The sequence below is a fragment of the Bacillus sanguinis genome, from assembly GCF_018332475.1.
In the GTDB taxonomy this organism is placed as follows: domain Bacteria; phylum Bacillota; class Bacilli; order Bacillales; family Bacillaceae_G; genus Bacillus_A; species Bacillus_A sanguinis.
In genome coordinates this window covers 1-14,210 of sequence record NZ_BOQB01000050.1, presented here as the reverse complement: position 1 = coordinate 14,210, position 14,210 = coordinate 1, and the positions used below count along the sequence as shown (strand labels likewise).

The 14,210-nt window shown below is 30.1% G+C and carries 15 protein-coding genes and 2 pseudogenes; 4 read left to right on the top strand and 13 right to left on the bottom strand.

Features of this window, described 5'->3' with window-relative positions:
* Positions 1-128 precede the first annotated feature (128 nt).
* Complete coding sequence (locus KI369_RS07135; protein ID WP_212955531.1) at positions 129-296, bottom strand: hypothetical protein; 168 nt, start codon at positions 294-296, stop codon at positions 129-131.
* Between the two features lie 216 nt (positions 297-512).
* Positions 513-1,438: pseudogene (locus KI369_RS07130) on the bottom strand (zinc-binding dehydrogenase).
* Between the two features lie 111 nt (positions 1,439-1,549).
* On the opposite strand from KI369_RS07130, the gene KI369_RS07125 reads away from it, so the two are divergent.
* A complete protein-coding gene (locus tag KI369_RS07125; RefSeq protein ID WP_212955530.1) occupies positions 1,550-1,792 on the top strand; it encodes a hypothetical protein in 243 nt (80 codons plus the stop codon).
* Between the two features lie 27 nt (positions 1,793-1,819).
* Here the strand turns inward: KI369_RS07125 and KI369_RS07120 are convergent, their stop codons facing one another.
* The 3 genes from KI369_RS07120 to KI369_RS07110 all read right to left on the bottom strand — a co-directional run bounded on the left by KI369_RS07120 (position 1,820) and on the right by KI369_RS07110 (position 3,912).
* Positions 1,820-2,023, bottom strand: a complete 204-nt coding sequence (locus tag KI369_RS07120; protein WP_212955529.1) for a hypothetical protein — start codon at positions 2,021-2,023, stop codon at positions 1,820-1,822.
* Positions 2,024-2,173: 150 nt separating this feature from the next.
* The gene (locus KI369_RS07115; RefSeq protein WP_212955528.1) at positions 2,174-2,521 is read right to left on the bottom strand and encodes a carboxypeptidase regulatory-like domain-containing protein; all 348 of its coding nucleotides are present in this window, start codon (positions 2,519-2,521) and stop codon (positions 2,174-2,176) included.
* Positions 2,522-2,532: 11 nt separating this feature from the next.
* Entirely contained in the window at positions 2,533-3,912 is a 1,380-nt protein-coding gene (locus KI369_RS07110) for an aminotransferase-like domain-containing protein (protein ID WP_212955527.1), read from the bottom strand.
* Positions 3,913-4,039: 127 nt separating this feature from the next.
* Between KI369_RS07110 and KI369_RS07105 the strand changes: the two genes are divergently transcribed.
* Together KI369_RS07105 and KI369_RS07100 are read left to right on the top strand one after the other, a co-directional pair.
* Positions 4,040-4,978, top strand: coding sequence for a DMT family transporter (locus tag KI369_RS07105; protein ID WP_212955526.1), 939 nt, complete (start codon positions 4,040-4,042; stop codon positions 4,976-4,978).
* Between the two features lie 17 nt (positions 4,979-4,995).
* The gene (locus tag KI369_RS07100) at positions 4,996-6,687 is read left to right on the top strand and encodes a M3 family oligoendopeptidase (RefSeq protein ID WP_212955525.1); all 1,692 of its coding nucleotides are present in this window, start codon (positions 4,996-4,998) and stop codon (positions 6,685-6,687) included.
* Between the two features lie 14 nt (positions 6,688-6,701).
* On the opposite strand, the gene KI369_RS07095 is transcribed toward KI369_RS07100, so the two are convergent.
* Positions 6,702-7,796, bottom strand: coding sequence for a helix-turn-helix domain-containing protein (locus tag KI369_RS07095; RefSeq protein ID WP_212955524.1), 1,095 nt, complete (start codon positions 7,794-7,796; stop codon positions 6,702-6,704).
* Positions 7,797-8,125: 329 nt separating this feature from the next.
* Between KI369_RS07095 and KI369_RS07090 the strand changes: the two are divergent.
* Positions 8,126-8,557: pseudogene (locus tag KI369_RS07090) on the top strand (phosphotransferase enzyme family protein); the annotation flags it as partial.
* A gap of 183 nt (positions 8,558-8,740) precedes the next feature.
* Here KI369_RS07090 and KI369_RS07085 read toward each other — a convergent pair.
* The 7 genes from KI369_RS07085 to KI369_RS07050 all read right to left on the bottom strand — a co-directional run bounded on the left by KI369_RS07085 (position 8,741) and on the right by KI369_RS07050 (position 14,151).
* Entirely contained in the window at positions 8,741-9,535 is a 795-nt protein-coding gene (locus KI369_RS07085) for a VOC family protein (RefSeq protein WP_212955523.1), read from the bottom strand.
* Positions 9,536-10,165: 630 nt separating this feature from the next.
* Positions 10,166-10,564, bottom strand: a complete 399-nt coding sequence (locus KI369_RS29740) for an NUDIX hydrolase (RefSeq protein ID WP_306467430.1) — start codon at positions 10,562-10,564, stop codon at positions 10,166-10,168.
* A gap of 58 nt (positions 10,565-10,622) precedes the next feature.
* Positions 10,623-10,760, bottom strand: coding sequence for a hypothetical protein (locus KI369_RS29455; protein WP_238484905.1), 138 nt, complete (start codon positions 10,758-10,760; stop codon positions 10,623-10,625).
* A gap of 201 nt (positions 10,761-10,961) precedes the next feature.
* Positions 10,962-11,771 carry a MerR family transcriptional regulator gene (locus tag KI369_RS07065; protein WP_212955522.1) on the bottom strand — a complete coding sequence of 270 codons (810 nt, stop codon included), beginning with the start codon at positions 11,769-11,771 and terminating at the stop codon, positions 10,962-10,964.
* A gap of 121 nt (positions 11,772-11,892) precedes the next feature.
* Positions 11,893-13,338, bottom strand: a complete 1,446-nt coding sequence (locus KI369_RS07060; protein WP_212955521.1) for a serine hydrolase domain-containing protein — start codon at positions 13,336-13,338, stop codon at positions 11,893-11,895.
* A complete protein-coding gene (locus KI369_RS07055; protein WP_212955520.1) occupies positions 13,319-13,849 on the bottom strand; it encodes a hypothetical protein in 531 nt (176 codons plus the stop codon). The genes KI369_RS07060 and KI369_RS07055 overlap by 20 nt, the downstream gene beginning before the upstream one ends.
* Positions 13,846-14,151: a PadR family transcriptional regulator gene (locus KI369_RS07050; RefSeq protein WP_306467431.1), complete on the bottom strand. Its 306-nt coding sequence runs from the start codon at positions 14,149-14,151 to the stop codon at positions 13,846-13,848. The genes KI369_RS07055 and KI369_RS07050 overlap by 4 nt, the downstream gene beginning before the upstream one ends.
* Between the last annotated feature and the right edge of the window lie 59 nt (positions 14,152-14,210).

The window sequence follows — 14,210 nt, the reverse complement described above, 5'->3', positions numbered from 1 at the left end:
GGTCCATTGAATATAGCATATTAATAAGCCTATATCTAATTTAAAGATTGGTTGAATATTTATTCTAAATATTAACCATAACGTTTGACAAAAAATAAAAAGCACCCGAATGGATGCATAGATTAAACTTATTCATTATTACTTTTTTCACTTTTATCATCAACTGATTTCAAGTCTAACATGCTGCCTATATCAGGTGGTAAAGCTAACTCTATACCAGCTACTGGTTGATTATCTTCATTAAACCATTGTTTTTTAAATTTACTCAATTCTTCACTTTTCTTATTTTCATCCATATTCCCCCACCTTTTATGTACATGATATTAAACACTTTACTTAATATGTACATTGAGAAAGATAATATACTATTTGTACATAATGAAAGAGTAAAAACCTTCTCTGTTTACAACAACCGTTGCACCTATAAAAAATCCCTATAGTTGTTACCCCTCGTTTTGTTATCATTTTCATGATGAAACATACGTGAGCTATGTGATATGTACCTGATCATTTTATTCATATGAGACAAATACTTTTAAAGGAGTAATTATCCCTTCACTCAATTCCTCAAAACATTTTTCAAGTGCAGTATAATGAATCTCATATTGAAAAATCTCTTCTATCCATGGTGTACTTTCTATCTGATTAAAAACCAATCTGCATGTTTTTGACAATCATATCCGTCATTTGAACCAATGATCTGCAATTCTTTTCGATAAAAGTCGGCGGTTAATGTTAAGTCTTCTATATTGCCATCAGAAAGAATACATATTGCCCCATTACTATTAATAGCCTTTTGCAATGTGTGAAACCCTCTATTTGTAGCAGAACATTCCAAACCGTAATTATATGTTTCTATTATTTGCTTTTCTGAATCGAAGAGGTTTTTTGCACCAAACTTCTTTGCAAATTTTCTTCTATTTTTATTAGGCTCCACAACATCCACATGCTCAACACCTACATAATATTTAAGAAAATAACAAGTGAGTAAACCGATAACTCCCATTCCAGAAATAAGTACTTTTTCATCCTGTTGCGGGTCTAATTTCAATACCCCTTTAGCAGCATCACACGAAAGAATTGATAATAAAGCAACTTTAGGTTTTATATAACTAGGTACTCGAATTACTTTATCCCCCTTAACTATTCCTATCGTTTCATGTCCATAAAAAGAAACTACTTTATCACCTACATTTAAATTTGTTATTTTATTCCCAACTCGAACAACTTCACCATAACTTTCATATCCAGTTTTTCTTGGATAAATAGGATTTGTATCTGAACCATCCGATTCTTTATACTGCGGTAACTCTGCTCCAATACTTATTGCACCTGCAATTGTTTTAACGATAATTTCATCATCCTGTATAAACTTAATTTCGCGTGTTTCCCACTTAAGCCATCTTGGCCCTTCTAAAACCAATTTATTTTGTTCCATTTATAACCCTCACATTTTATAAAAATATATTCTCACAAAATTTCAAACAATGTATAATAGATTCAACTAAAATTTAAGCTATAACGTTGGCTAGCACCCAACAGTGATAACATGATAATTGAATTTGATGGATATAGAATTAATGAGTATGTCATTGGCCGTAACTGTTCTCTTGACGAGTTAATACTAATGTATTTAAATGTAAAAAATGAAGAGCTATCTAATAAAGATCTTCTAAGCTTATTTTGTGTACGGTACCATTATGAAAAAATCCCAAAGTTACTACGAGATGACGTCATGAGCGATGTTGTCATAGATTTAGATACGGACTATATTTATATCCCTAATAGATAACAGGAAACGAGATGAAATGAATAGAAATTACGATTCAGCTAAGAGTTTAATCAAATAAGTAATTGCCCAAACTAATGTCGCAAATTGAGTGACAAAATACATCGTCCATTCAAAACCAGTCAATTTTCTATCTCGTTTAACTTTCTTTAAATATCTGTAAAATATAAATGTACTAAAAAACATTAGTAACAACGATAATTGCTGTAAATCATCGACTATACGTACGGCCATAGACTCCATCACCCTCCTAATCAAAATAAATGCTATACTTTAAGGATATCATCTATTGGTAGTTTATTTCCATTTAAAACAATTATGTCCTAAACAAAAGAGCACTCAGCAATTGAGTGCTCTAAAAAGTATTAACGTAACACTTTTCTTTTACTTTTTATAACTCAGTTCTATCACTTCCGGTATATGATTGCTATCATATTTCCTCGTATAGGTTTCACCATCTGGAGTAACTAATTGTAATACAATCTCACCACAAACTCCATTTAGTATTTCAAATTCACCTTGTGCATTTGAAATACTGCGTTCCTTACTTTCAATAGAATCTTCATAAATTTTCACATTAGATATAGGTTCGTTATTTTGATCTACGATAATACCTCTTGAATACTTACCAACCGCAATGCATTGGTCATCTTTTTTATAATATTTAGTCACAACTAAAGCTCCAATTATTATAACGATACACACAAACAAGAGAATTATTTTGCGTCTCACAACAAACCTCCTTATTCATCTTTTTCTTTTTTAAATTGAAAGGTTATACGTTCCACTTGTTTGATTTCCTCAATTACTTTACGAATACCTTCTTCAATCCTATCTTCCTTTACATTCGATACGTTTAACTTTAGTAATTTTTCTTTATGAAAATCATTTAAATAATTTCTATCAACTGAATCGATACTTACTTGTTTTTCTCTAAATTTTTTTATAAATGTTTCTGTAACTATGTTTTTCTGTATTTCTAAACAAGTGTGTATTCCCAATGCGTTTTGTCTATTATATGTAAATAACGATGGATTTTCATTTTGCACTTTTTCTAATGTTTCTGCTAGTTTTTTAGATCTATCGTGATAGGAAGATTTAATTTTATTTTTATGACGTTCAAACATGCCACTCTTTATATAAATTTCTAAAGCAGCTTGAGATATCATTGGGCTATCAATATCTAAAATCTTTTTATATGTATGGAAATCATTTGCAATGGATGGCGGAATGACCGCAACTCCAACCCGTAAACCTGGAAAAATAATCTTCGAATAACTTTTTAAATATATTACATGATTACAATTATCCAAGTTATATAACGGATCTGCTTTTGAATCTGTTTCTAAATCTGCTAAATAATCATCTTCCACTATAAATACATTATATTTCTTAGCCAATAACACGATCTTTTCTTTCTCGTCTTTTGAATAAGAAGTTCCAAGCGGATGATGATATCTTGGTATTGTATAAAAGAATTTTATTTTACCTGTTCGAAAAATACGTTCCAATTCATTTAAGTCAATACCTTCATTCGTACGTTTAATACCGATTACAGGAATTTTATTTATTTCTAGATACTCAATATATAGATGATATGTTGGCTGTTCAATTAATATCGTTTCATTCTCATTTGGAAATGGTATAGAAGTTAGTATAGCTAGCGCTTGTTGTACACCTGACGTTATAAAAATATTTTCTTCTTTAGTGAAGACTTGATAATTTGCTAGTTGTTTTTGAATGACCGGAATTAAAGACGGTAAACCTTTCGGCGTTCCATATACGAACAAGTCATTTTTATATGTATCAATGGCTTTATTAATACAATGTTGAAAATCTAAATATGGAAAAACATCTGGATCTGGTGCTGAAGAGGCAAAGTCAATTATCTCGTTACTTTCAATGGTACTCCCTGATTTTTTAACAACGTAGTATCCACTCTGAGGCACGGAATAAATAATATGACGCTTTTCTAATTCGTGAAGTGCACGTATAACTGTTGCCTTATTACATTTATATTGCATAACGAGTGACCGTATAGACGGTAATTTCTTTCCTTCTTTTATCTCTCCATATTGAATCATGTTTTCTAAATCATTTAAAACATGTAAATACTTATACATTATGACACCTCTTGCGCTTATTTTGTACCGGTACAGTTTGTATTTATTCACATTGTAGCACTAAATCAGAAAGATTAATATGTACGTATACTGGCCAGTAAAAAATCAATTACTATGAGGTGAAATTATGAAACTTACAACAAAGGCATATTTATCAGCTTTACTCTATTCATTTATTATTGGATTTTCCTTTTTATTCGTGAAACTAACACTAACCATTACAAGCCCTCTTGATACTCTGGCTCATCGTTTTACAGTTGCTTTCATAGCAGCAAATATTCCGATTATTTTTGGATCCGTAAAGTTAAATATATCATTAAAAAACATACTTTCACTTTTACCAATTGCGTTTTTTTATCCAGCACTTTTTTTTGCTTTTCAAGCTTTTGGCTTAGTGTATACAAGTTCCTCTGAGGCGGGAATTATACAAGCGGCGATTCCTATATTTACGATGATGTTAGCTTCCTATTTTTTAAAAGAGTATACAAATACATGGCAAAAAATATCTGTACTCATTTCTGTCATCGGTGTCATTTATATATTTATCATGAATGGTATAGGGACTCATGAAACTAGTTTCATAGGTGTTATTCTTATTTTGCTATCGGCATTATCATCTGCTTTCTATAATGTGTTAGCTCGAAAAATGACGAAGAAATTCAAACTAATGGATTTAACTTACACTATGACAGTAATCGGCTTTATTAGCTTTAATTTAATCGCAATCGCCAGCCATATAAGTAAAGGTACAATAACGGTATACTTTAAACCTTTTACGAATGGAACATTTTTTATCTCTATTTTATATTTAGGATTACTATCGTCCTTGCTGACGGCATTGCTATTAAACTATTCCTTATCTTATATTGAAGCAGCTAAAATAAGTGTTTTCAGCAACTTATCTACACTTATTACAATTATCGCGGGTGTTGTATTCTTACATGAACAAATCGCATACTATCACATCATCGGAACAATTTTGATTGTTCTTGGAGTAGTGGGCACAAACTTCTTAGGAAAAAAAGGGATTGTAGTAAAGAAGAAGAATACTTCCTTAAGAAAATAAAAAGTGAGGGATATATATTGCAACGTGTAAATACGATTGATATTAGTAACGTTCTAGAATTAGAAAATGCTCTTTCTACTTTATTAAATGAAGCGATTTCTTCAAAACTAGAGCTTGAAAACTGGTTAAAAAAACAATCTACAGTCATTTGGGAAATTGAAGAAAAATTAACATCGCACTATATCGCCTTTCAATGTAGTACAGATAATAAAAAAATAAAAGATACTTTTGAATATGATCAACAATATGTACGACCTCTTTTGAAACGTTATCAAAATTCATTTGATAATAAATATTTAGAGTCCCCTTTTCGAATAGAACTTGATCCAAAAACGTATAGCTTACTAGATAAAAAAATAAAGAATGCGCAAACAGTATTTTGTGAAAAGAACATTGATTTAGAAATAAGCGAAGACAAATTAGTAACCGAGTACTTCGAAATTACAGGTGGTTTAACCGCGCTATGGGACGGTGAAGAAAAGACAATTACTGAACTACAGTCTTACTTACAAGATGCAGATCGTGATATACGAAAAAAAGCAAAAACGCTCATTTCTGAAACATTCTTATCTGTTGAAGATACATTACAACATATATTAAATGAATTAATCGCAATCCGTCACCAAAAGGCCAAAAACATTCAATTAGATAATTATCGTGATTATATGTTTAAAAAACATGAACGTTTTGATTATACGCCTGATGATTGCTATGAACTTGCTGAATCTATTCGTAAATACGTAGTACCACTTATCGATAAAATATTTAATGAGAAAACATCTGAACTTCAAGTAGATAGTCTTCGTCCATGGGATCTAAAAGCAACCGCTCCAAATCAAAAAGCCTTAAAACCTATCGAAGACGCGAGTGAATTAATCGAAAAAAGTTCTCATATTTTACACAAACTAGATCCTGAATTTTCAACATTACTGGACCGGATGCATAAAAATAATTGCTTAGATTTAGAAAGTCGTAAAGGAAAAGGTCCAGGAGGATTTTGCGAATATTTACCTGCATCTCAATTATCTTTCATTTTCATGAATCTCAATCATACACATTATGATGTTACTATTTTCCTCCATGAAATGGGCCATAGTATTCATAATGAATGTATGAAGCAGTTAGAACTTCAAAAATATTTAGAAATCCCTTCAGAATCAGCAGAACTCGCTAGCATGACAATGGAATTATTTTCGATGGAGTATTGGGATACTTTTTATGGGAATAGAGAAGAATTTATAAAAGCAAAATTAGATTTCTTTAAAGGTATTGTTAAGTATTTACCACCTATGCTTATCGTTGATCAATTCCAGCATTGGATGTATGAAAATCCTAATCATACTGCTAAGGAAAGAAACAAAAAGTATTTAGAATTACATAACACTTACCAATCAGGCGTCGTAAATATTGAAGGGTATGAAAATTGGATCGCAACTGGTTGGTTACCTGTATTACACATATTCGAAATACCGTTCTATTACATCGAATATGCTATCGCACAACTTGGTGCGTTGCAAATGTATAAACAATATAAAGAAAATCCTAAACAAGCACTAGAAAATTATAAAAAAGCTTTATCATTAGGTAGCTCTAAATCTTTAACTGAAGTATATGAAGCTGCAGGCATTCGTTTTGATTTTTCTGGCGAAATAATTAAAGAACTAATGTTATTTGTAGAGGGCGAATTAGCGTTACTTGAACAATTGTAAGAAGGAAGCTGTTCCTATATTTTAGGTTCAGCTTCCTTCTTTATTTTATTTATCAATTCTATGTACTGAGAATCTCCATATCCGATTGTTGGAAAAAGTTGAAACAACTTTATTAATAATTCTTGATTTGATAAATCTTTATTTTTGGAGATAAATTTCATTACAGTATTATCTTGTTTTAGCATTTCTAAATATAAGTCTATAGACTGATACATGACAGGTGGTACCTTGTAGAAAGTCTTTTTATGGTTTACTAATACTTCATTATATACAGAAGAATAATTTCCTAATTCAAGTTCAATTTGATTTACTTTAAATTCATCTTCTCTGAAGCTATTTAAATATACCTTCCCTTCATAAGACGAATGTTCAAGGTAAGAAAGTATCGTAAGTAGGTTCATTTGGCAAAACATATCTTCACCAAACCATAAAACAATACATTTATACTTTTTCGTAAAAAGTTTTTCTAACGGATCTATAACCTTTTTTGTATAACTTTCTACTGAGCTGTTATGTCCTTCTGCTCTTGTTTTAATAAATACTTCATTAAAAACTTGTTTAGTAACGGGGTTCACACACATCGCTTCATTAAATGGTGCATAATCAGAATCACCCATTAGCTTTTCATTTTTAAATTCTTCATACATCATTTGACCATTTAATATGTTTAATACATCTTTATCAAACAGCTCACTCTTCGCATTTCGTAATTGCTCAACCTCTATTTTTCTAGAAATATTCATATTAAACTCTCCTTCCTTATTTATATTGAGTTTAACAAATGATTGAATAGGCATTTTGCTAAGTTGGTATTCTCTTGGATTCATTCCAAAAACATTTTTGAAAGCTCTACTATAAGCCTCTTGAGAAGAATAATTGTAATCCAATGCGATATCTATTATCTTCCTACCATTCTTTAAATCTTCTGTAGATAAATACAACCTTCTAAGAAGAATATATCGCCTAATACTGAAACCCGTTACTTGATGAAATTTAAAAGAACAGTAATAAGGAGAATACCCCATATAAAGGGACAATTCATCTAATGAAAATTCCTTTTTTAAATTGACCTCAATCCAGTCAATCATCTGCTGTATATGTTCATTCATTTCCTTCACTCCTTATTTAAAAGTATAGGAAAAATACGTTTCTTTCTTTTGATATTTCTTGTGTTTTATTACATAAGACTTTCTGTAATATCTTTAAAATTTATATATAAGTATTGATTTTATTTTTTCATCTATCTTATTTTGACATACCTTCTATTCATTTTTCAATTTAGCCTTAATTAATATGCTGGCAACACTTAACTAATTATTAAAAGACAATTTATATCATATTTCATTTTAAAGGATTTCAAAAATTAAACTCGAATTTTGTAAAATAAGATTCTTTTAATTCTCTAGTTAAAAAATATAAGTTTTGAAAGGAAGTTATAATGAAAGAGCTACAAAAATCCACTTCAAATTACGGCTTAATTCACGGAGATTTATGGTTAGAAAATATTTTAGTTGAAAACAATTCAACCATAACAATGATTGATTTTCAAGATTGCGAAAAACATTTTTACCTATTCGATTTAGCCGTTCCTATTTATAGTGCGATGGAATATTCATTTGCTGGAAATGGGAATATCATTGACTATGAGCATTCTATTACAAAAGCACTATTCGAAGGATATCAAAAGGAAAATGAACTACCTAAAGAGATGATAGACAAGTTTCCATTATTTATTAAATTAAAGGAGGTTTTTGAATATAGCTTAATGCATATGTATTGGGATAAAGAAGAATTAACTGAGGAACAAGTACGGATAATGAACCTTTATAGGATAAAGATTGAAAATAAGTATATCTATATCAATATTTAAAAACACTGTTGTTTAACTACAAGAAAACTTTGGTTAAACAACAGTGTTTATTAATTAGCTACTGAACAACGTTTTTATTACTTATAAATACCGCTTCAATAATATATACTCCTCTATAAATTCATTGTAATTAGGCTGAAACCCTTCTCCATGAAAATATGAAAAACTTACCGCTTTCCATCATTAAATAGAAAGCGGTAAGTTTAATTGTTTAGGAATATCAGAATGAAACTCTGATGTATGCACAATTGAAAATGTATATCCTTGCTCAATAAATGATACTTCATTACGTTTACATTCAAATGGTACACTATTTTTCTTAAAGTTATTTTGGATTCGCTGTAAAAATGCGACGTCTGGTGTTCCGAAAGAAACATGTACTTTCGGTGGTAAAGCTTTCATCGCAATTGGAATCCAAGATCGCTGCCACCAAGTCGCAACAACATATGCAGTGCCACCAACTACAAAGTTGAAAATGTCCCCGTCTTCCATCGTTTTCATATTAAGATTTGATTTTAACCATTCCGTAAATACAGGTACACTTTTAACGGGAAGACCGATCTCCCTTACATATAAAATATTTAAAAGGGAATGCGGAACTAATACATCTTCTTTAACATAACTATGCGCGATAATTTCGAGAAGATTTCCATCGCCATCTCTGAAATATAAGTTGAATCGACCGCTCTCTTCATCAATTGTATGACCATCTTTCCATTTCACAATGAGTAATCCAGACTCTTCAAGCCATCTTGCAGTTTCATGAAATTTTGAATATGGAATCTCAAAAGCAAAATGTGTAGGAGCAATTGGTTCATATACTTCTTGAAAACTAATTGTAGTGTACGGTGTTACTTCAAATTGAATAAATGATGTCATTTCTTTTTTTATTGGAAAAGATAATATGTCCTTATAAACTTGTTTTACCCCTTCTATGGAAACCGTTTGTAATTTTATATCTGATATATGTGTAATCACGTTACACTCCCCCTTGTTTTTTATTATCTATTTTTATTGTATTACAATTATAAATAGATAAAATCAAACGGAAGGACGGATTTTTCAAATAAAAACTACAACTTTAGTATGAATAAGTTAGCTCCAATTACTTTTATTTTCAAGTTTTCACTGCATTGTTTCCTTACAAAAAAGCTGTTTTTCCTTAAATGAAAAGCAGCTTTTACAATAAAACACATTATGATTTTATGGCAATTATCATAAAAGTTTTTGTACTCTAATTCGTTCACTTTATACTTTCCCCTTTGTTGATGCTTATATATTCTATAGATTCTTAATGAAAATGGGTCATCAATTATTTATTCTAAATATGCAAGCCAAGCCTTATAAAACGCTAGAACAGGTGATATCTTTTACTTTTTTCTTTATGTAAAGCTTTTTTACATATTTTGTTTTCTTCTGTTTGTTCAAAAAACATCACTTCTTCCAAATAACCGCCTTTAATTACATTCAATAACTACCAAAATATTCTTAATTACTATTATACATAATAACAATAATAGTAAGTTTGAAATTATTTAATTAAAATATAATAAAATAAAGATTACAAGAAAACCCTATTCTATACCGCACTTAATTTACATAATAATTTTATAGTTTATTTCTTACTGTATATTCTAAATGTCCTGTACACATACTATCCAACACAATACTAACTGTTTTTCCATGTTCAGATAAACTTTCATCTGGACTATCAATAATTAATATTGGATTGACTTCATTTTCTACTTTTATTTCCTTTGATTGTGCATTCCAATTCTCTTTATAATATGTAGTTGGTGAATTCAATATAGTAGTATCGATAGAAGCTTCTTCTTTCACTTCTCTTTTAGCGGTTTCTACTGCTGTTTCATCGGATTCTTTATGTCCTCCGAGCCTTACTACACCTAATGTATCACCTTTACTCGTTGGGCCAACTTGAAAAACAAATAAATTCTTATATATCACGTACGCACCAGATGTTCGTACATTCTTATCTATATGTATCAATATTTCCCCCTCCTAGATTAACCATCTCACAAACCAGTTATCTATAATTTTATTATGTTTATAATTTCTCTTCAATCCAACACATGGTATCAATTAAATTTTCCGCTATATAATTTGGCACCGTTTCTATCCAAGAATTTCTATACTTTGTAAATGAGCTTTCTCCCCATCCTGTTCGTACCAAAATCTTTTTCATATTCGCCCTTTCAGAGCTGCAATCATATCCGTACTCCCTGTATCGCCAATAAGAAAACAGTCTTTTAAACATAGAACATGTTCTTTCGCTGCTTTTATAAGTAAATATATATTCGTTTTTTGGCAGTCGTAACTTGTCTTGATATTTATGGATATATTTATAAAGAAAAAAGGCATATTATAATGCCTTTTTTCTTTATCCTCATTTAAATGGATAACAAACTTCTGTAACCCACTTATTAGGATCCGATTCCATCGCTGGGCTCACATGATAAATATTAAACATCGGTCCTGCTAATTCGTAACCTTCTGCCTCAATCCATTTTGCGGCTGCTTCATTTACGTTTGTCATTTGTTCATAACTTCCGCTTACTGTTACAGAAGCTACTTTGATTGGCTCTATTTTTTGAAAATGAACATCTTTTGTATTTTCATGCTTTCCTAAGATATTTAGCTGTATTTCTACATCTACATCATTTTCTTTGTATTCTTGATCATGGAAGACAGCGATACTATAACTCGGATGGGCCATACTAATATTTTTAATATGAATTTCTCGCATCAATATACTCCATAAATCGCCTTCACAATTATACGATGGAATAATCTTTCTAACACTAGCTACATTTCTTTCTGGAATTTCTTTTATTGAAACGTGGTAATTCATCTCAACAACATCCTCTCTCATCGTTTTCATTGAATCTTCGAGGAGACGTAATTGTTTTTGGAGGTTAGTCATGTCTTCTTTAATTTGAGCACTACGATTTAAAAATTGCTCCTTAATACCATCTATATTATCGCATTCTATTATTTCTTTAATGGTAGCGATATTAAATTCCATATCTTTTAACGTTTGAATTTGATTTACTTTCTTTAATTGGGCTGCTGAATAGTATCGGTATCCACTTTGTTCATCGACTTTTATTGGTTGTAATAATTCCACTTTATCGTAGTGTCTCAACATCCGAATACTAATTGAAGATAATTTTGAAAAGTCTCCTATTTTAAACATGATTTCCTCCTATAAATTACATCTACTTCGAAGCTCAATTTTATCTTAAACAATGACATCGTGTGAGAGTCAACTGTTTATAACACTTAAATTATATTTCTTTAATTCTTTCCCCTTATACTTACTTCCTTCTTAAGGCTATAAGAATTGATATTAGTCCGTTCACAGCTAATAAAGTTACAATAATACTTGTAAATAAAGCTACGTCTGGCGCAAATATTCTAATCGTACGCCATGGTGAACTTGTACTATACGTAAGCAGTGGGATGAAAACAATAGATATTAGTAGGGATAGACTCCCTATGAATAACCAAATTAGTTTTTTTACAGTTTTTATATATTTATACTTTTTAATTAACATAATTGATATTATGAAAAGTATGAATGTAACTATCAACAAAATAATTTGTGTTAATGGTATGTTTTTAGGGATATCAACCGGTTCTTCTCCATTCAAAATACTAATAACCCCATTTTTCAGTACTGATAGTGCTGTTTCTTCTAATACATGATTTTTATTCGTTAAAATCACACCACCCCAGCCACTTTTGTTTAAAGTAAATAATTCTGCACGAGCATCGGGTGTTGATCCTGAATGCCAAATCATCGTTTCACTTTCATTTATATTTGTTGTTCTTAATCCAAAACCATAACTTTTTTCTGAATTTATTTTATAAAGTGGTGATAGATAAAGATCCATGTTTTCTTGCTTCAATAATTGAGCATCCTCTGGGTGATTCAAAAACATAATATATTGAATCATATCTTCTAAATTTGCAGTAATATAGCCATATGGTGCCCCAGTATTATCATAGGATACTATACTTTTTCTTGGAATGCCAAACCAAGACTGATAACCTGATAAATAACCTTTTTCATACGCAAATTCTTTACTTGCTGCCGCGCCATTCATATTTAATGACTGAAAAATCTCCTTTTCCATATATGAAGAATATGTTTCATTTGTAATTTCTTCAATAAGTGCGCCTAAAACAATATAATTTGCATTACTATATTGATATTTTTCACCTGGTGGAGCAGTTACTTTTACATTTGAAAGTTTCATTACATTTTCTTTTAATGTTGTAGAACTTTTGGATTGCTTATCTGATAATGCTAAGCCCTCATATGTGTTGATTCCGCTTGTATGAGTTAGTAGATGTTGGATTGTTATAGTTGAGGATATTTGAGGATTTTTTAGTTTAAACCAAGGGAGATATCGTTGAACTGGATCCTTTAATTTTATTTTTTTATCTTCTATTAATTTCACTATAGCTAAAGCTGTTAAAGATTTACTTATTGAGCCGATTGCAAATGGCGTTTTACTGGTTACCCTTTTTTCAGATTCTCCAGTAACCCCCATCGTTTTTTTGAAGAATACTTCTTTATTATGTACAATTGCAACAGCAGCTCCTGGAATATTCTGTTCCTTTATAAATTTTTCAATATACTTATTTAATGTAACTTTAACACTTTGCTGAGCGTAAACTTTTGGAGGTGTGGTACATAATATTAATACATTACAAAGAATACAAATTAGAGACAGTTTATAGATTGAATTCTTCATTATACTTTAGATGCTTTCTTTTTTTATAACTTACTAAGCTAATAAATACCACTACAGAAAGCGTCAAACTAGTCATTATTAATAATGCGTTCCACCATTGATTCTCTGATATGCGATATAAAAGATTATACTGAAATGCATTTTTACTATTAGTGAGATTAAATGATTCAGTTAAAAATATTGAAAATATAGTTTGCGAGATGAGGTAAGTAATAACTGCGATGAATATGCCACTTAACGTAAATGTGTTGAATTTTCCCTTTTCAGTTTGAAGTTGTTTCATTTTAACTTGTAAGTCAATTTCATTTATTTCTAAAAAATCTTGAACAAATAATTGAGGTGTACCTAAATCATCTATACTATCTTCACCATGTTCACGACATTCTTGAATATGTTCTAATATTTGTCGCTTAATATTATCCCTTTCTTCTAAACTTATATCGTATTGCTTTAATTCCTTAAGTACGTCTGTTAAAAATTTCTTTTCTTTACCTATCAATCTATTCCTCATTTCAGAAGGTCTCCTTTCAAACCACTTTTTAATAATATTTGAATATCCGATTGCAATTCTAACCACTCATTAATTTTCTTCTCAAGACGTATTTTCCCATTTTCATTAATTTCATAATAAATCCTAACTTTACCACTGTCTGTTACTTCTTGATAAGTATTAACCCATTCTTGATTTTTTAACTTAGTTAAAATGGGATAAATACTTCCTACTCCTTTCAATTTTAAATTGTTTACTTCAAGTTCTTTCATAATCTCATAACCATAACTTTTCTTTTTCGACAAAATAGATAATACACACATTTCTAAATGACCTTTAATTAAACTTGTTCTATCCATAGGATAAATTTAACAGAAATATA

What these genes read in the sequence shown, in the direction of transcription:
- KI369_RS29455 (WP_238484905.1), bottom strand. Translation starts at nt 10,760, where the DNA reads ATGAAAAAGATTTTGGTACGAACAGGATGGGGAGAAAGCTCATTTACA.
- KI369_RS07110 (WP_212955527.1), bottom strand. Translation starts at nt 3,912, where the DNA reads ATGTATAAGTATTTACATGTTTTAAATGATTTAGAAAACATGATTCAA.
- KI369_RS07050 (WP_306467431.1), bottom strand. Translation starts at nt 14,151, where the DNA reads ATGTGTGTATTATCTATTTTGTCGAAAAAGAAAAGTTATGGTTATGAG.
- KI369_RS07135 (WP_212955531.1), bottom strand. Translation starts at nt 296, where the DNA reads ATGGATGAAAATAAGAAAAGTGAAGAATTGAGTAAATTTAAAAAACAA.
- KI369_RS07105 (WP_212955526.1), top strand. Translation starts at nt 4,040, where the DNA reads ATGAAACTTACAACAAAGGCATATTTATCAGCTTTACTCTATTCATTT.
- KI369_RS07065 (WP_212955522.1), bottom strand. Translation starts at nt 11,771, where the DNA reads ATGTTTAAAATAGGAGACTTTTCAAAATTATCTTCAATTAGTATTCGG.
- KI369_RS07060 (WP_212955521.1), bottom strand. Translation starts at nt 13,338, where the DNA reads ATGAAGAATTCAATCTATAAACTGTCTCTAATTTGTATTCTTTGTAAT.
- KI369_RS07120 (WP_212955529.1), bottom strand. Translation starts at nt 2,023, where the DNA reads ATGGCCGTACGTATAGTCGATGATTTACAGCAATTATCGTTGTTACTA.
- KI369_RS07095 (WP_212955524.1), bottom strand. Translation starts at nt 7,796, where the DNA reads ATGAATGAACATATACAGCAGATGATTGACTGGATTGAGGTCAATTTA.
- KI369_RS07125 (WP_212955530.1), top strand. Translation starts at nt 1,550, where the DNA reads ATGATAATTGAATTTGATGGATATAGAATTAATGAGTATGTCATTGGC.
- KI369_RS07055 (WP_212955520.1), bottom strand. Translation starts at nt 13,849, where the DNA reads ATGAGGAATAGATTGATAGGTAAAGAAAAGAAATTTTTAACAGACGTA.